Genomic DNA, 17,546 nt, shown 5'->3' on the forward strand with positions numbered 1-17,546 from the left:
CCGGGACACGGTCAGCGGGCGCGGCGTTCCGCGGACTCGACGACGTTGGTGAGGAGCATCGCGCGGGTCATCGGGCCCACGCCGCCGGGGTTCGGCGAGAAGAACCCCGCGACCTCCTTGACCTCCAGGGAGACGTCGCCCGCGAGCTTGCCGTCGAGGCGCGAGACGCCGACGTCCAGGACGGCCGCGCCGGGCTTGACCATCTCGCGCGTGATCAGGCCGGGCACCCCGGCGGCGGCCACGACGATGTCGGCCCCGCGCACGTGGGCGGCCAGGTCCTGCGTGCCGGTGTGGCAGAGGGTGACGGTGGCGTTCTCGGTGCGCCGGGTGAGCAGCAGGCCGAGCGGACGGCCGACGGTGATGCCGCGGCCGATGACGGCGACCTCGGCCCCCTTGATCGGCACGCCGTACTCCTGCAGCAGGGCCACGATGCCGCGCGGGGTGCAGGGCAGCGGGGCGTCGACCATGTGGACCAGACGGCCCAGGTTCACCGGGTGCAGGCCGTCGGCGTCCTTGGACGGGTCCATGCGCTCGATCAGCGCCTGGGCGTCGAGGTGGCGGGGCAGGGGGAGCTGGACGATGTAGCCCGTGCAGGCCGGGTCGGCGTTGAGCTCGTCGATCGCGGCCTCGACCTCGGCCTGCGTGGCCGTCTCGGGAAGGTCCTTGCGGATCGAGGCGATGCCGACCTCCGCGCAGTCGCGGTGCTTGCCGGCGACGTAGATCTGACTGCCCGGGTCGTCCCCGACGAGGACCGTGCCGAGACCGGGCGTGACGCCCTCGGCGGTCAGCCGGGCGACGCGCCGCGCGAGGTCGGACTTGATCTTTGCCGCGGTGGCCTTGCCATCGAGAATCTGCGCGCTCACAACTCGCCATCCTCCCATGCCGCCCGCGCCCGCCACGCGCCGACCGGCCCGATCGGGCGGCCCGTCTCCCGCGCCGCCCCCCTGCTCGGCGGCGGCGGGAATCCCGCGCGCCCCGGCGCCGGTACCGGACGGCTCCCCGCGTGAGAGGCGAACCATCATACGTGGCGGACGGCGAATGTGAAGTCGTGCGCGACGTCGTAAACAGGCGGCCGAAGTCTCTCGTCAATCCGAGATCACTTAGTTCATAATAGCCGCGTTGTCCCTCATATCCGGAGGAACTGCTCGTCAGCATAACGACACGCTGATCCGATTCGGCTGACCACAATCTTCGTGGCCGTAAGCCCGTTACGACGGATACGTGTCCATTGAGCAATCTCGCGATTCCTTCGTCCGGTCGATCGGGCGGGCCGGTCGTGGAACGTGCCATAACCGGCTCCCCTTTCGAGGCCCCTCAACGGCACAGGAAAGGACAAAAGTGCTGCCACACGAGAAAAGGCAGGCGAGAAATCTCCCTTGGCCGGCAGGGTGGCGCCGAGCGGGTTCGGCCCTCTTCCTGCTCACCGCGCTGCTCGGCATGGCACTCGGGCGGATCCCGGCGAGCGCCGCCACCTTGACCGGGGGCGCCGCCGTCGCGCCGCCCGGCCCGGTCGCCGACCCCGCGCCGCCGTTCTCCCTCTCGGAGATCACCATCAGCCCCAGGCCGTCCCTCTTCGCCCCTCCGCCGACCGGTTTCGGCTGCGGGAAGCTGCTGGTCACCAGCGTCACCCTGACCGAGGACCTCACCTGCGAGGGCGACGGCCCGATCATCGGCGCGGCCAACGTCACGATCAACCTCAACGGGCACACGATCTCGGGGTCGGGCACGGGATACGGCATCACGGTCGGCGACCACGCGACCGGATACTGGCCGGGCACCGTCATCCGCAACGGCAGGATCGACGGCTTCCCCGTCGGGATCTACGTGGAGCGTTCGACCGGCACACGGCTCGTCAACGTGACCAACTCCGGAGGCCGCATCCAGGCGCTGCTCGGGGCGGGTCTCGCGATCACCGGCTCGCGCGGCAGATGCGTCATCGAAGGGCTGTACGTCCAGGATTCCGCGCTGACCGTCGACCACTGCACGATTCACGGCGACAACGGCCTGAACCGGGGCAACGGATTCTCCATAACCTCCAGCCGGTTCATCGGCGGAAGCCTCGGCGTCGGCCAGTCGGACAACGGCGTCATCACCGGCAGCGTTCTCGACGACTGGTCGTTGTCCTTCTACGCGGAGAGCCGCGGTAACAAGGTTCACGACAACGTGTTCAAGAACTCCGAGACCGCGCTCTGGCTGGGCGACACCTCGGTGCCGACGGTGGTCGAGCACAATTCCTTCAGGGACAATTCCGTGGCCGTCGAGGGCTACTACTTCAGCGGCATCGTGAAGAACAACGAATTCATCCGCAACGCGACGGCCGGCGTCTACATCCGCAACGCCCAGGGCGTGACGGGCGCGATCGCCGGCAACACCTTCGCCAGGAACGGCAGGGCCCCCAGCGGGCGCACCGATCCGGACGGCAACCCCGTGCAAGGGGACATCCACCTCGGCTGGAAGGACGACCCCAAGCCGATCACCGTCAGCGGCAACGTCGGCACGCGCACCACCGGCTGGTTCATCTGGGCGCCGCACGACTCCGTGATCGACGGCGGCGGCAACCACGGCGCCCCCTGCGGCCCGCCCCCCTACGAGCAGCACACCCCCGGCGGCGGCCCCACGGTCACCATCAACCCGGCCGTGACCTGTAGCTGACGGACCACACCCAAGGGTCCGGTCCCTTCGTTCGATCGGCCGGAGAGCCGGCCATGGACCGTGCCGCTTTCCTTCGATGTCCAGCAACACCATGAAAGGAGAGAAATGCGCCCACACCACGAGATCCGAGCAAAAGCCAGCCCTCGGTCGGCACGACCGGCAGGGTGGCGCACAAGGGGTTTCCTCGCCTTCCTGCTCGTCGCGCTGCTCGGCATGACACTCGGCCAGGTCCCGGCGAACGCCGCCACGCCAGGAGGGGACGCGACAGACGGGGGCACCGCCGTCGCGCCGCCCGATCCGCGCACCGAACCCCTACCACCGATGGTGCCCCTCCCGCCCCGACCGACCCGCCTGGCACCGCCGCCCGTCGGCTTCGGCTGCGGCATGCTCCTGGTCACCAGCGTCAAACTGGAAGAAGACCTCGTCTGCACCGGCGACGGCATCATCATCGGCGCGAACGACATCACGATCGACCTCAACGGCCACACGATCTCAGGGCCGAGCGAGGGAATCAACTTCGGCATCAGCTCCGGACTGCACACACCGGAGAACTGGTCGAACACCGTCATCCGCGACGGAAGAATAGAAGGTTTCAAATACCAGATCTATCTGGAGCAGGCGACGGGCACGAGACTCGTGAACCTGACCAATTCGGGTGGCGGCTCCTACGGCTCTATCTACGCGTTCCACTCGGACCTTACGATCACCGGCTCGCGAAGCAGGTGCCAGATAGAACGAACCTACATGCTGGATTCCCCGCTCACCGTCGACCACTGCACGCTGCATGGAAGCCACGGCATGACCAGGGGCAACAACTTCTCGATCTCGTCGACCAAGCTGATCGACGGCGGTCTCGTCGTCGGCCAGTCGGACAACGGTGTCATCACGAAAAGCGTTCTCGACGACTTCTCCGTCTCCGTCTATGCCTATAGCAATGGCAACAGGTTCCACGACAACGTGTTCAAGAACTCTGACAACGCGCTGGGCCTGGGTGACGCGGCCAGACCGACCGTGGTCGAGAACAACACGTTCAAGGACAACTCGATCGCCATCTACGGCTCCTGGTTCACCGGTATCGTCAAGAACAACGAGTTCATTCACAACCGGACGGCGGGCATCTATATCTTCAAAGCCCATCCGGTGGCCAGCCAGATCACCGGCAACACCTTCGTGAGGAACGGCGCCGACCCCGAGAGCGTCACGGATCCGAACGGCAACACGGTACGGGGGGACATCCACATCGGCTGGCAGGACGACCCCCAGCCGATCACCCTGAGCGGCAACTCCGGCAAGCGGACCAACGGGTGGTTCATCTGGGCCCCGCACGACTCCGTGATCGACGGAGGCGGCAACCACGGCGCCCCCTGCGGCCCGGCCCCCTACGATCGCCCCACCCCCGGCGGCGGCCCCACGGTCACCATCAACCCGGCCGTGACCTGTAGCTGATCGCCCAGGCTCAGCCGGTCGGCGCCGTGCCCCCGCCGGGGACGTCCTCACCCACGCCCGGCGGCGGAACAGCGGATCGACCGGCCCCGGCGCCGGGCGTGACACACGCGCCCGGCGCCGGTCGGTCAGTGGAAGAAGTGCCGTGTGCCGGTGAAGTACAGCGTGATGCCGGCCTTGGCGGCGGCCTCGATCACCTCTTCGTCGCGGATGGAGCCGCCCGGCTCGACCACGGCCTTCACCCCGGCGTCGATGAGCACTTGAAGGCCGTCGGGGAAGGGGAAGTACGCGTCCGAGGCGCCCACCGCGCCCGCGGCCCGCTCCCCCGCCCGGGTCACGGCGAGGCGCGCGGAGTCGACCCGGTTGACCTGGCCCATGCCGACGCCGACCGTCGCGCCGTCCGCGGCGAGCAGGATCGCGTTGGACTTCACCGACCGGCAGGACTTCCACGCGAAGGCCAGGTCGGCCAGCACCTCGGGCGAGGCGGGGGCGCCGGCCTTCAGCTCCCAGGTGGCGGGGTCGTCGCCGGGGGCGTTCACGCGGTCCACCGTCTGGACCAGCAGCCCGCCGTCGATCCGGCGGAACTCGGCGGTGTTGGACGGCCCGGCCGGGCAGCGCAGCAGCCGGATGTTCTTCTTGGTCGTCAGCACCGCCAGGGCCTCCTGGCTGAACTCCGGAGCGACCACGACCTCGGTGAAGATCGGCGCGATCTGCTCGGCGAGCGCGCCGGTGACCTCGCGGTTGACGGCGATCACCCCGCCGTACGCGGAGAGCGGGTCGCAGTCGTGCGCCTTGCGGTGCGCCTCGACGACGTCGGCGCCGACGGCGAGCCCGCAGGGGTTGGCGTGCTTGATGACGGCGACGGCGGGCTCGGGGAAGTCCCACACCGCCCGCCAGGCGGCGTCGGCGTCCAGGTAGTTGTTGTAGGACATCTCCTTGCCGTGCAACTGCTCGGCGCCGGCCAGGCCGTCCTCGGAGCCCGAGTACAGCGCGGCCCCCTGGTGCGGGTTCTCGCCGTAGCGCAGGACGGCGCGGCGCTGCCAGGCCGCGCCCATGAACGTGGGCCAGCCCGCGTCCTCGGGGGCGTAGACGTTGCCGAACCACGAGGCCACCGCGGTGTCGTAGGCGGCGGTGTGGGCGTACGCCTGGGCTGCCAGGCGGCGGCGCTGCGGCTCGGTGAAGCCGCCCTCCTCGACCGCCCGCAGCACGTCGCCGTACCCGCGCGGGTCCACGACGACGGCGACCGTGCCGTGGTTCTTGGCCGCGGCGCGGATCATCGCGGGCCCGCCGATGTCGATCTGCTCGACGCACTCCTCGGGCGAGGCGCCGGAGGCCACCGTCTGCTGGAACGGGTACAGGTTGACCACGACGAGCTGGAACGGCTCGATCTCCAGCTCTTCGAGCTGCTTCACGTGAGAGGGGTTGTTCCCGTCGGCCAGCAGGCCGGCGTGGACCCGGGGGTGCAGGGTCTTGACCCGGCCGCCCAGGCACTCGGGGAAGCCGGTCAGCGACTCGACCGGGGTGACCGGCACGCCGAAGGACGCGATCTTCGAGGCCGTGCCGCCCGTGGACACGATCTCGACGCCGGCGGCGTCCAGCGCCCGGACCAGCTCCTCCAGCCCGGACTTGTCATATACGGTGATCAGCGCGCGCCGGATGGCGATGCGGGTCACTTCGTGCTCCTCCCTGTGTCCGGGCGGCCCGGCGCACCGGGCGGTCCGGAGGTTGCCACTGGCGGGACGTCGCGCGCCGGGACCTCCCGGGCCGCGCGCCTCCGCGCCCTCCCACTACTGTCCGCCGTCGCCCGCTGCCGCGCCAAGGCGGACGTGACGACCGGTGAGCGTCCAGCCGTGCCTGGCCATGCGGCCGACGACGTCGACGAGCAGGCGGCGCTCGACGATCTTGATGCGCTCGTGGAGGGACCGCTCGTCGTCACCATCCTCCACGGCCACCGGCTCCTGCGCGATCACCGGGCCGGTGTCCACGCCCGCGTCGACCAGATGCACCGTGCAGCCGGTGACGCGCACCCCGTAGGCCAAGGCCTGCGGCACCGCGCGGGCGCCGGGGAACGCCGGCAGCAGGGCCGGGTGGGTGTTGACGACGGTGAACGCCTGGAGCACGCGCGGGCCGAGGATCTTCATGAACCCGGCGGACACCACCAGATCGGGCCGGTGCTCGGCGATGCGCGCGCACAGGGCCTCGTCCCAGCCCTCCCGGGTCGCGTGATCGGCCACCTTGACGACGAAGGTGGGCAGACCCGCACGACGCGCGCGGGCCAGGCCCTCGATGTCGTCGCGGTCGGCGCCGACCGCGACGACGCGGGCGCCGTAGCCTTCGTCAGCGGCGGCGTCCATGATGGCCTGTAGGTTGGTCCCTGAACCGGAGACGAGGACCACGAGCCGAGCCGACAGGGCTGCACTCCTTCGGGGCGACGTTGACGGGTACGGCAGTCAGCGTATAGGCCCCGCCACGCTCTCCAACGCAGAGGAGGTCAGGTGCTTCACCAACCCGCGGACGCCTCGGGGGTCGAGATCGGGCGCCGGGCGCTGCTGCTGTCCATCGGCGCGCTGGCGTTGACGCTCATGTTCCCGGTGCTGGGCCTGGCCCTGGGCGTCTTCTCGATCGTCGTCAGCGTGCGCGGCTGGCAGGCGCTGGCGCGCAAGAAGAGGTCCGTGCTGATGCCCGTGCTCGGGTCGCTGATCTCGTCGGCGTCGATCGTGCTGGCCGCTCTGATGGCCTGGTTCCAGACGTACTTCGGCAACGAGCTGAGCTCCTACACCGAGTGCATGAAGGGCGCCGGCACCACCACCGCCCAGCAGATCTGCGCCACCGACCTCCAGCGTGACATGGAGCGCAGGCTCCCCTTCCTGCCGGAGGGCAGCCTGCGGTTCTCCCTGCCCTCGTGAGCCGGGCGCGGGCGCACCGCACCCGGACCTGACCTGGTACGGGCGGGATCCGGTCGTGGCGGTCCCGGGAGGCCGGGAGGCCGGTACAGTGCGGTGGCGGTGCCGTTCCCAACCGAGGAGAAGCCGTGAGCGTCTGCACACACCTGGAACTGCTGCGCGACGTCGAGCCGCGCACCGACCTCGGCTGCGAGGACTGCCTGGCCAGCGGGGGGCGCTGGGTCCACCTGCGGACCTGCCTCAGCTGCGGTCACGTCGGCTGCTGCGACTCCTCGCCGAACCGCCACGCCTCCCGGCACGCCGCGGGGGTGGGCCACCCCATCGCCGAGTCCTTCGAGCCCGGCGAGGACTGGGCGTGGTGCTTCGCCGACCAGGTGCTCTTCGAGCCCTCCCCGAGCGGCAAGGGCATCCGCGCGCACGTGTAGGACGGCCCCGCTAGGCGTCGCGGTCCCAGGCGTAGGGGTCCACGTAGATGACGTGGCCGCCGCGGTCGTCCGACTCGTCGACGATGTCGCGGCGCGGGGGCCGGGCCGCGGCGGGCGCGGTGGTGGCGGCGTGCTCGTCGGTCCAGTCGGCGCGGATGACCGGGATGGGCCCGGTGTCGGCCTCGGTGGCGTCCATCCAGTGGCCGGACGGCTCGGGCGCGGCCGGTTTGACGCGGGCCGCCACGCTCGCCACCTTGGCGAGAGCCTCCCCCGCCTTGCGGACGGGCGCGGGCTCCGCGCCGGCGCCGTGGTAGGTCAGCCACCAGTTGGTCAGCCCGGCCGAGATGCCGGACGCCACGCCGACCTCCAGCGTGGCCGACAGCGCGACCTCCCAGGCGGACGGTCCGACGGCGGACAGGCGCGCGCCGCCGAGCGGGCCGCCGGCCAGGGCCGCGAGCAGCCCCGCCGACAGGCCCGTGGCCAGGCCGCAGGCGAAGCCCCACAGCGGGGCCGATTCGAGCTGGGGGGTCGGGGCGATGCGGGCCATGACCACCCCGGCGACCGCGCCCGCGAGGAACGGCACCGCGAGCACGCTCATCGTCCACGGGGAGGTGACCCCGGGGTCGGGGAGCGCGCCGAGGACCGGCAGGGCGGGCACGTCGCCGAGTTGCACGCCGGTGGGCGCGACCAGCGTGCCCGTGCCGAGCGCGAACCCGGGGCCGCTGAGGTAGGCCATGCCCCAGATGACGAAGTTGAACAGGTAGAGCACCTGCACGAGCACCAGGAGCAGGCCGCCGACGAAGCCGGGCGCCAGCAGTGACGACAGCCGCTGCACGTCGCCGAAGTTGAGGACGACCGCCGCCAGCGCCAGCACGAGCCCGGCGGCCAGCATCGCGGACAGGGCGACGGCCGTGCCCGCCACCACCGACCGGGCGCGCACGGGGAGCAGCCGCAGCATCGACCGCCACGGCCCGATGGTGCGCGCGGTGGCCAGCGACCCGGCCAGGAAGGCCAGCAGGAAGTGGCTGAGCAGCGCCTCGCCGACGAACGGCTGCGTGACGTTGTTGTGGGCCACCAGCGCGATCACGCCCGCCAGCAGCGCGTAGGGCGCGGCCAGCGAGATGCCCGCCTGGGCGATGAGCCTGAGCTGGGCGCGGCGGCGCGCGGCGGACAGGTCCTTGGCGCTGCCCTTGGGCAGACGGGCCGGCAGGCGCAGCCGCAGGTCGGCGTCGCGGGCCATCCACAGGGCGGCGCGGTAGAGCAGGATCGCGGGCAGGAGCATCAGGCCGAGCGGGAGCAGCCCGATCCGTCCGCCGGGGATGGCGAAGCCGGCGTGGTGCGCGGCGAGCCAGACCTGGCAGGCGGCGCGGAAGACGCCGGGGAGTCCCTGCCCGAAGGCGCCGCGCGGGGCGGCGATCCACCCGATGAGGGTGAGGGTGGTCAGAACGGCGAGGCCGGCGCCGAGGGTGGAGGCGGCGGCGAGCATGCCGGAGACGGGCAACGGGCGGCGCGTCTCGTCGTCGTCGCCCCCGCTCCCGGGGATACGCCCGAGTACGGCGCGGGGAGCCGCACGGAGTTGGTCGAAGAGGGCCGTCACAGTAGTCGATGCTCTCAGGCCGGACGGGGCGGGCGAACGTAGGCGCCCCGCGTGTCGCCCCGTTTGTCCCCTCGCCGCCCGATACCTGCACGCCGCTCGTCCCTGGACGGCATGGCGTCCCGGCGCCGGGGTGTCCGTTTCAGGATAATGTCGCGCATTTTCCGGGCGGTTCGCGCTCCTTTCGTGGAGGCCCATACACAGGCCGGTGTCCGCATCCTGCAACGTGCCGTTTCCTGGTCGGGCAGGGGGCAGTCGGGGCGCGGCTGACCTGGGACGACGCGTGGTGGCACGTATATGCGCGACAGTCCGGGAACGGCTGACAGGAAACGGCCACGGCCGTGCAACTTGCTGCCGCGCCCCCGTCTGTCGTGGGGGCGGTGAATCCCGCAGAGTTGTGGGTGAGAGAACGGTCGAGCCGCGAAGGAAAGCGAGAGAAGAAAATGTCGAGCCTCACCGCCCACCCGGACTCCGGCCTCGTTTCCCGGATTTCCACCGTGGTCGTCTCCGCCGCCGTCGCGTTCGGAATCGCCGCCGCCGGGTACACCGCCGTGAATTCGGGGACCACCTGGGACTCCCACTCGCGCGTCGCGGCCCTCGGCACCACCTGGGACGTCGCACCGGCCGGTACGACCTGGGACAGCGCGCCCGCCGACGGCACGGGCACCACCTGGGACTCCGCGCCCGCGCGCACCAACGGCACGACCTGGGACTGAGAAAAGCCCGGCGAAACGCCATCCGAGATCAGCAAGAACCGCACGAATTCGCCGGGACCGGGAATCAACCGATCGACGCGATGAGAATATCGGCCCCGCCGCCACGGCAATGGACGCGGCATCTCCGGCAGGCCGACGGGGAATCGGCCGTCCGCGTGGACACGGCGGACGAGACCGCGCCCCCCGCGCACATCATGACCGCAGCCGCCGCTCTCGCCGACCCGGCCGTCACCCCCCGGCGATCGAGCGCCTGCGAGCCCCTCGCCTTTCTCTGAGGCCCCGCGCCTCTGCCGTCAAGCCCTCCCTCGCCGAGTCCGGAAACGCGGAAGCGCCCGGCGGGTGGCCGGGCGCTTCCGAGGTGGTCACCGCTGGACGATGGTCCGGTGCGGCGTTCCTGATGCCGGTCAGCGGGAACGCATGACCTCGCGCATGAGGCGCGCCGTCTCGCTGGGGGTCTTGCCGACGCGCACGCCGACCTTCTCCAGCGCCTCCTTCTTGGCCTGGGCGGTGCCGGCGGAGCCGGACACGATGGCCCCGGCGTGGCCCATGGTCTTGCCCTCGGGGGCGGTGAAGCCCGCGACGTAGGCGACGACCGGCTTGGTGACGTGCTGCTCGATGTAGGCCGCCGCGCGCTCCTCGGCGTCGCCGCCGATCTCGCCGATCATCACGATCGCGTCGGTGCCGGGGTCGTTCTGGAACGCCTCCAGCGCGTCGATGTGCGTGGTGCCGATCACCGGGTCGCCGCCGATGCCGACGGCGGTGGAGAAGCCGATGTCGCGCAGCTCGTACATGAGCTGGTAGGTCAGCGTGCCGGACTTGCTGACCAGGCCGATGCGGCCCGCCGTGGTGATGTCGGCGGGGATGATGCCGGCGTTGGAGGCGCCGGGCGAGGCGATGCCGGGGCAGTTCGGGCCGATGATGCGGGTCCTGCCGCCCTTGGAGATGGCGTACGCCCAGAACTCGGTGGTGTCGTGGACCGGCACGCCCTCGGTGATGACGACGGCGAGGGGGATCTCGGCGTCGACGGCCTCGATGACCGCGGACTTGGTGCCCGCCGGCGGCACGAAGATCACGGTGACGTCGGCGCCGGTGGCGGCCATGGCCTCGGCGACGGTCGCGAAGACGGGCAGCTCGACACCGTCGAAGTCGACGGTGGTGCCGGCCTTGCGGGGGTTCGTCCCGCCGACGACCTTTGCACCGGCCTTGAGCATGCGCCGGGTGTGCTTGGAGCCCTCGGACCCCGTGATGCCCTGGACGATGATCTTGCTGTTCTCGGTCAGCCAGATTGCCATTACGCACCTACCGCGGCGAGCTCGGCGGCCCGCTTGGCCGCGTCGTCCATCGTGTCAACGAGTTCGACCCGGGGCAGGCCCGCGTCGGAGAGGATCTGCCGCCCCAGGGCGGCGTTGTTGCCGTCCAGGCGGACGACGAGCGGGTGCGTCACGGCCTCGCCGCGGTCACCGAGCAGTTTGAAGGCCGAGACGATGCCGTTGGCGACCGCGTCGCAGGCGGTGATGCCGCCGAAGACGTTCACGAACACCGACTTGACGCTCGGGTCGGACAGCACGATCTCCAGACCGTTGGCCATGACCTCGGCGGACGCGCCGCCGCCGATGTCGAGGAAGTTCGCCGGACGCTGGCCGCCGAACTGCTCGCCCGCGTAGGCCACGACGTCGAGCGTGGACATGACCAGGCCGGCGCCGTTGCCGATGATGCCGACCGAGCCGTCGAGCTTGACGTAGTTGAGGTCCTTGGCCTTGGCCCTGGCCTCCAGCGGGTCCTCCGCGGACTTGTCGGCGTACGCCCCGTGCTCGGTCTGGCGGAAGGAGGCGTTGTCGTCGAGGGTGACCTTGCCGTCCAGCGCCTTCACCTCGCCGTCCTTGGTCAGGATCATGGGGTTGACCTCGACCAGCGTGGCGTCCTCGTCGACGAAGACGGCCCACAGCTTCTCGATGATCTCGGCGGCGCCGTCGAGCGCGGCCTCCGGCAGGCCGCCGGCCTGGGCGATCTCGCGCCCGCGCGCGCGGTCCACGCCGGTCAGCGGGGAGACCGGGATCTGCGCGACCTTCTCGGGGCTCGTGTGCGCGACCTCTTCGATGTCCATGCCGCCCGACGCGGAGCAGATGGCGAGGAAGGTGCGGTTCGCGCGGTCGAGCAGGAAGGAGAAGTAGTACTCCTCCGCGATCGCGCTGGCCTCTTCGACGAGCACCTTGTGAACCGTGTGCCCCTTGATGTCCATGCCGAGGATGTCGGTGGCCTTGCGCTCGGCGTCGGCGGCGTCGTCGGCGACCTTGACGCCTCCCGCCTTACCGCGGCCCCCGGTCTTGACCTGGGCTTTGACGACGACGCGGCCGGTCAGCTGGTCCGCTGCCGCGCGCGCCTCCTCCACGGTGCGCGCGACGACGCCGCGCGGCACCGGGATGCCGTATTCCGCGAAGAGCTCCTTCGCCTGATGTTCGAACAGGTCCACGAGGGTCCGTCCTTGCTTGTCCGGCTGACTTCTTCTCTACGTTGAGGGACCAGACCCCGGGGCACCCGCGAACTACCGGGAAGCCTGGCCTCAGAAGCCTAGCCGCCGCGGGAACGTGAAGCGCCCGCCGGGGGGCCTTTGCCGCCGCAGGACAAGTAATGCGATACGGCAAGTTTCCCCAAAATTCGTGAAACCACGGGCGGCGACGGCGCCCGCCGCCGGGCCGCACCGGGCCGTCCCGGGCCGCACGGGACGGTGACGGAGGGTCGCGTACCGCATGAGCACCGACACCACGTATGCCGATATATCGGGCGGCGGCTGGTATTTGCACCAAAGGCCCTCTCCACCTGGCAATCCGTGATATCAAGCTGATCTTGCACGGCAAGGAAGCCGGGACCCTCGATCGCAGGAGGGTCACACCATGGGAGGAACCCCTAGATGAGGCGATTGATCGCCCTGACCGCGACCGCGCTGGTCGCCCCCGCGCTGGCTCTCGCCGCGTCGGCCACCGCGCACGCCGCCCCCAAGCCCGCCACGACCAGCCCGCTCGACGCCCTGCGGCAGCAGCTGGCCAAGCGCACCACCGTGCGCATCGACGAGCGCACCGACCTCCGGCTCGGCAGGGCCGCCCTGCGCTACCGGGAGACGGGCGTCGTCCGGTTCGGGACGTCAGGCCCGGACGCCTCCGACACCAAGGTGCGGGTCAGCAACGGCAAGGAGACGCAGTCCGGTCGCCTCATCGCGATCGGCGGCAAGGTGTACTACAAGAGCTCGCCCTTTGACGAGGCGCTGCCCGCGGGCAAGACCTGGGTGAGAACGCCCGGCCTGCCGCGAAACCCCCTGCTGCTGGACGTGCTGCAGCCCCAAACCCTCAAGGCGCTGATCACGCACACGAAGAGCAGGACGCCGGGCGGCGTGGTCGGCGGCACCAGGACCACCCTGCTGCGCGGCAGCATCACGCTGGGCGAGCTGGCCAAGGCCGCGCCGTCGGGCACCATCCCGGTGCTGCTCGACGACAAGGAGAAGGACACCGCGCTGCCGTGGAAGCTGTGGGTCGGCGGCGACCAGCTCCCCCGGCGGTTCGCGTCGGACCTGGCTTTGGGACAGAAGTCCTCGCTCGCCGGTCTGCGGGTCGTGGTCGACGCCCGCTACACCGCCTGGGGCGGGAAGGTGACCATCCAGGCCCCGCCGGCCGACCAGGTCATCGACATGAAGGACCTGAACGATGACGAGGACCTGCCCGAGGCACGGCCCGACCTCATCACCACCATCACCGGCCGGGCGGCCCGCCACGGCTGACCACCCCCCGCCGCCGTCCGTGACGGCGGCGCCCCGAGGGCCCGGCGAGGCACGCTCGCCGGGCCCTCGGCACTCACCGCGCCGTACGCGGCGGCTAGAGCTTCTCGATCGGGGCGTACGCCAGCAGCAGGGTCTTCTCGCCGCCGGAGCCGAAGTCGATCTTCACCTTGGCCTTCTCCGCGACGCCCTCGACCGTGACCACGGTGCCGAGCCCGAAGGCGTCGTGCGTGACACGGTCGCCCGGGCTGAGGTTCGGGATCGACCGCCCGCCGCCGCGCGACGACGTGGCCGCGGGGGCGCGCGTCTCGCGGACGGTCGCCGCCGTCCACGCCGACTTCTGCGGGTCGCTACGCCAGTCGAGCAGGTCGGACGGCACCTCGGCCAGGAAGCGGGACGCCGGGTTGAACGCGGGGGACCCCCACGAGCTGCGCACGGCCGCGCGCGACACGTACAGCCGCTGCTGGGCGCGGGTGATGCCGACGTAGGCGAGGCGGCGTTCCTCCTCCAGCTCGCGCGGCTCGCCGAGGGACCTCATGTGGGGGAAGACGCCGTCCTCCAGGCCGGTGAGGAACACGACCGGGAACTCCAGGCCCTTGGCGGTGTGCAACGTCATCAGCGTGACGACGCCCTGGTGGTCCTCCCCCTCGGGGATCTGGTCGGCGTCGGCGACCAGGGAGACCTGCTCCAGGAAGTCCACGAGCGTGCCCTCGGGGTTGGCCTCCTCGAACTCCTGGGCCACGGAGATCAGCTCGTTGAGGTTCTCCAGCCGGCTCTCGTCCTGCGGGTCGCCGGAGGTCTCCAGCTCGGTGCGGTAGCCGGTGCTCGCCAGGACCTCTTCGGCCAGCTCGGACAGCTTCAGCTCCTTGCCCCGCAGATCTTCCAGCAGGGCGACGAACTCCTTGATGGCGTTGAGGGAGCGCGTGGCCAGCCCCGGCGCCTCCTCCGCCCGGCGCAGGCCCTCCCAGAAGCTGACGCGCTCGCGGGTGGCGAACGCCTCGACCATGGCCTCGGCGCGCTCGCCGATGCCGCGCTTCGGGACGTTGATGACGCGGCGCAGCGAGACGGTGTCGTTGGGGTTGGCCAGCACCCGCAGGTAGGCCAGCAGGTCGCGGACCTCGCGGCGCTCGTAGAACCGCACGCCGCCGACGACCTTGTACGGCAGGCCGGTGCGGATGAAGATCTCTTCGAAGACGCGGGAGGCGGCGTTGGTGCGGTAGAAGACGGCGACCTGGCCGGGCGTGACGTCCTCGTCGTCGGCGAGGCGGTCGACCTCCTGGGCGACGAACATGGCCTCGTCGTGCTCGTTGTCGGCCACATAACCGATGATCTTGGGCCCCGCGCCCTGGTCGGACCAGAGGTTCTTGGGCTTGCGGCTCTCGTTGCGCGAGATCACGGCGTTGGCCGCGGACAGGATCGTCTGGGTGGAGCGGTAGTTCTGCTCCAGCAGGATCGTGCGCGCCTGCGGGTAGTCGCGCTCGAACTCCAGGATGTTGCGGATCGTCGCGCCGCGGAAGGCGTAGATCGACTGGTCGGCGTCGCCCACCACGCACAGCTCGGCGGGCTCCACTCCCCCGCCCTCCGCCACCGGCTCGCCGTCCACGGTGAGGCGCTCGGGCAGGCCGACCAGCTCTCTGATCAGCATGTACTGGGCGTGGTTGGTGTCCTGGTACTCGTCGACCATGACGTGGCGGAAGCGGCGGCGGTAGTGCTCGGCGACGTCCGGGAAGAGCTGGAACAACGTGACCGTCAACATGATCAGGTCGTCGAAGTCCATCGCGTCGGCCTCGGTCAGCCGTCGCTGGTAGGTGGCGTACGCCTGGGCCAGCGTGCGCTCCAGGTGGGTCTGCGCCTTGTCCTTGGCGGTGTCGTAGTCGATCAGCTCGTTCTTGAGGTTGCTGACCTGCGCGGAGAACGAGCGCGGCGGGTAGCGCTTGGGATCGAGCTCCAGCTCGCGGCAGACCATCGCCATCAGGCGCTGGGAGTCGGCCTGGTCGTAGATCGAGAAGCTGGAGGAGAAGCCCAGCCGCTTGGCCTCGCGGCGCAGGATGCGGACGCAGGCGCTGTGGAAGGTCATCACCCACATGGCCCTGGACCGGGGGCCGATGAGGCGGTCCACCCGCTCCTTCATCTCTTTGGCGGCCTTGTTGGTGAAGGTGATCGCCAGGACTTCCTGCGGCTGGACGTGCCGCTCGGACAGCAGGTAGGCGATGCGGTGGGTGAGCACCCGCGTCTTGCCCGAGCCGGCCCCCGCGACGATCAGGAGGGGGCTTCCCTCGTGGACGACGGCGTCGCGCTGCTGCGGGTTGAGCCCGTCCAGCAGGGGATGGTCAACGGCGGGATTCGCGGCACGGGTGGACACCCCCCTAGATTATGGCGACTCACCGACAGTGGACGCCTCTTCGCCCCCCATCCCGCCCCTGTTTCCGCGCCCGATGCGGCCGATCGGCTCAGCACTCCGGCAAGTCACTGGAAATATCAAGTTGCCGTGGTTTGTTCATGGCGCAGTGAACCGAGGAGGAACAGCGTGACCCCACTTGACGACGCCGACGTGAGCACCGTTCTGGTGGTGACCGCGCACCCCGACGACGTGGACTTCGGCGCGGCCGGGACCGTGGCGATGCTCACCGACAAGGGAATCCGGGTCGTGTACTGCATCGTCACCGACGGCGACGCCGGAGGCTTCGATCGCGAGCTGGACAACGGCGGCATGGCTCAGCTGCGGCGCGCCGAGCAGACCGAGGCGGCCAAGAGGGTGGGCGTGACCGACCTGCGCTTCCTGGGCTACCAGGACGGCACGGTGGAGCCCACCCTGGGCCTGCGCCGCGACATCTCGCGGGTGATCCGGCAGGTGCGTCCCGACCGGGTGATCACCTCCTCGCCCGAGCGCAACTACGTCCGCATCCAGCCGAGCCACCCCGACCACCGGGCCGTGGGCGGCGCGACGCTGGACGCGGTCTACCCCGACGCCCGCAACCCCTACGCCTTCCCCGAGCTGCTGGCCGACGAGGGGCTTGAGGCGTGGGCGGTCAGGGAGGTGTGGCTGACCGGCGGCCAGACCAACAACCACTGGGTGGACATCACGGCGACCGTCGACCGCAAGGTGTCCGCGCTGAAGGCGCACGTCAGCCAGATCGCGCACATCGCCGACGGCATCGAGCAGTTCGTGCGCGGCTTCCTCGCCGCCAACGCCAAGGCGGCGGGGCTGCCGGAGGGCAGCTACGCCGAGGGCTTCCAGGTCGTGCAGACCGCCTGACCGCCGGGCCGCCCCGCGCGCCGTTCGAGGCGGCGCGCGGCCCGCGCGGCGAAGTAGCCGAGCGTGTTGGTGGCCAGGTGGAGCAGGGACGGCGCCGCCAGCCCGCCGCGCCGCCGCAGCTCGTGGAAGGCGGCCCCGGCCAGGGCGGTGGTGAGCACCGTGCCCGCGACGACCCGGACCGGGCCCTCCGCGGGGCCGTCCTGCGGCTCGCCCGAGGCCAGGCGGCTGAAGGAGGGGTTGGTGGCGGCCATGTCCAGCGCGGGCAGGATGTGCCACAGCCCGAACAGCGCCGAGGCGCCCGCGACGGCCGCCACCTGGCCGTGGGAGCGGCGCAGCGCGGCGGGCAGCACGCCGCGGAAGGCGACCTCCTCCAGCAGGACGGTGCCGAGCGGCACCTGGACCAGGGCCTCCTCCAGCAGGCGGGCCCGGGACACGCCGAGGGCGCGTTCGTCGAGGAACAGCGGGCGGGTGCGCGGCGTGAGCACGCCCGCGGTGTAGACGGCGGCGACGGCGACGGCCAGGGCCCCGCCGATCGCGGCCCCCCGGCGCGGGGTGGTGAAGCCCATCTCGGGCCAGGACAGGCCCGCGCGCCGGCCCAGCGCCACCAGCGCCCCGGCCGCGACGGCCGAGGTCACCGGCGCCAGCCGCCGCGCGACCCGGTTGTTCAGCACATTGGCCGCCGCGAGCACCCCCACGGCCGGCACCACGACCCGGCCGACGACGTTCCCACTTTCCCCGGGGGACCCGGAAGCGGCCGACTGAACTGACTTGCCGGCCCCATCGAGCTCAGT

15 protein-coding genes are annotated in these 17,546 nt (G+C 71.1%); 7 read left to right on the forward strand and 8 right to left on the reverse strand.

Annotated elements, in window-relative coordinates; all coding sequences use genetic code 11:
- Positions 1-11: 11 nt before the first annotated feature.
- A complete protein-coding gene (locus BJ981_RS02665) occupies positions 12-863 on the reverse strand; it encodes a bifunctional methylenetetrahydrofolate dehydrogenase/methenyltetrahydrofolate cyclohydrolase (RefSeq protein WP_184608140.1) in 852 nt (283 codons plus the stop codon).
- Between the two features lie 574 nt (positions 864-1,437).
- On the opposite strand from BJ981_RS02665, the gene BJ981_RS02670 reads away from it, so the two are divergent.
- Both BJ981_RS02670 and BJ981_RS02675 read left to right on the forward strand, forming a co-directional pair.
- A complete protein-coding gene (locus BJ981_RS02670; protein ID WP_184608141.1) occupies positions 1,438-2,652 on the forward strand; it encodes a right-handed parallel beta-helix repeat-containing protein in 1,215 nt (404 codons plus the stop codon).
- A gap of 105 nt (positions 2,653-2,757) precedes the next feature.
- Positions 2,758-4,098 (forward strand): NosD domain-containing protein, encoded by a 1,341-nt coding sequence (locus tag BJ981_RS02675; protein ID WP_184608142.1) that lies wholly within the window; start codon positions 2,758-2,760, stop codon positions 4,096-4,098.
- Positions 4,099-4,223: 125 nt separating this feature from the next.
- On the opposite strand, the gene purH is transcribed toward BJ981_RS02675, so the two are convergent.
- Entirely contained in the window at positions 4,224-5,768 is a 1,545-nt protein-coding gene (gene purH / locus BJ981_RS02680) for a bifunctional phosphoribosylaminoimidazolecarboxamide formyltransferase/IMP cyclohydrolase (protein ID WP_184608143.1), read from the reverse strand.
- A 114-nt stretch (positions 5,769-5,882) separates the two neighbouring features.
- Complete coding sequence (gene purN / locus BJ981_RS02685; protein ID WP_184615541.1) at positions 5,883-6,506, reverse strand: phosphoribosylglycinamide formyltransferase; 624 nt, start codon at positions 6,504-6,506, stop codon at positions 5,883-5,885.
- Positions 6,507-6,590: 84 nt separating this feature from the next.
- Here purN and BJ981_RS02690 point away from each other — a divergent pair, with 84 nt between their 5' ends.
- Together BJ981_RS02690 and BJ981_RS02695 are read left to right on the forward strand one after the other, a co-directional pair.
- Complete coding sequence (locus BJ981_RS02690) at positions 6,591-7,001, forward strand: hypothetical protein (RefSeq protein WP_184608144.1); 411 nt, start codon at positions 6,591-6,593, stop codon at positions 6,999-7,001.
- 125 nt (positions 7,002-7,126) lie between these two features.
- Entirely contained in the window at positions 7,127-7,423 is a 297-nt protein-coding gene (locus BJ981_RS02695; RefSeq protein WP_184608145.1) for a UBP-type zinc finger domain-containing protein, read from the forward strand.
- A gap of 10 nt (positions 7,424-7,433) precedes the next feature.
- Here the strand turns inward: BJ981_RS02695 and BJ981_RS02700 are convergent, their stop codons facing one another.
- Positions 7,434-9,020, reverse strand: coding sequence for a cell division protein PerM (locus BJ981_RS02700; RefSeq protein ID WP_184608146.1), 1,587 nt, complete (start codon positions 9,018-9,020; stop codon positions 7,434-7,436).
- A gap of 440 nt (positions 9,021-9,460) precedes the next feature.
- Between BJ981_RS02700 and BJ981_RS02705 the strand changes: the two genes are divergently transcribed.
- Entirely contained in the window at positions 9,461-9,733 is a 273-nt protein-coding gene (locus BJ981_RS02705) for a hypothetical protein (RefSeq protein WP_184616454.1), read from the forward strand.
- Positions 9,734-10,137: 404 nt separating this feature from the next.
- Here BJ981_RS02705 and sucD read toward each other — a convergent pair whose 3' ends face one another.
- Positions 10,138-11,025 (reverse strand): succinate--CoA ligase subunit alpha, encoded by an 888-nt coding sequence (gene sucD / locus BJ981_RS02710; RefSeq protein ID WP_184608147.1) that lies wholly within the window; start codon positions 11,023-11,025, stop codon positions 10,138-10,140.
- Positions 11,025-12,203: an ADP-forming succinate--CoA ligase subunit beta gene (gene sucC, locus BJ981_RS02715; protein ID WP_184608148.1), complete on the reverse strand. Its 1,179-nt coding sequence runs from the start codon at positions 12,201-12,203 to the stop codon at positions 11,025-11,027. The genes sucD and sucC overlap by 1 nt, the downstream gene beginning before the upstream one ends.
- A gap of 438 nt (positions 12,204-12,641) precedes the next feature.
- Between sucC and BJ981_RS02720 the strand changes: the two genes are divergently transcribed.
- Positions 12,642-13,502, forward strand: a complete 861-nt coding sequence (locus tag BJ981_RS02720) for a hypothetical protein (RefSeq protein WP_184608149.1) — start codon at positions 12,642-12,644, stop codon at positions 13,500-13,502.
- 94 nt (positions 13,503-13,596) lie between these two features.
- Here BJ981_RS02720 and pcrA read toward each other — a convergent pair whose 3' ends face one another.
- Positions 13,597-15,822: a DNA helicase PcrA gene (gene pcrA, locus BJ981_RS02725; protein ID WP_184615543.1), complete on the reverse strand. Its 2,226-nt coding sequence runs from the start codon at positions 15,820-15,822 to the stop codon at positions 13,597-13,599.
- Positions 15,823-16,026: 204 nt separating this feature from the next.
- Between pcrA and BJ981_RS02730 the strand changes: the two genes are divergently transcribed.
- Complete coding sequence (locus tag BJ981_RS02730) at positions 16,027-16,755, forward strand: PIG-L deacetylase family protein (RefSeq protein ID WP_239139699.1); 729 nt, start codon at positions 16,027-16,029, stop codon at positions 16,753-16,755.
- Here the strand turns inward: BJ981_RS02730 and BJ981_RS02735 are convergent.
- Positions 16,719-17,450, reverse strand: coding sequence for a CPBP family intramembrane glutamic endopeptidase (locus tag BJ981_RS02735; protein WP_239139698.1), 732 nt, complete (start codon positions 17,448-17,450; stop codon positions 16,719-16,721). The genes BJ981_RS02730 and BJ981_RS02735 overlap by 37 nt on opposite strands.
- Between the last annotated feature and the right edge of the window lie 96 nt (positions 17,451-17,546).

Source organism: Sphaerisporangium krabiense, assembly GCF_014200435.1.
GTDB classification, from domain to species: domain Bacteria; phylum Actinomycetota; class Actinomycetes; order Streptosporangiales; family Streptosporangiaceae; genus Sphaerisporangium; species Sphaerisporangium krabiense.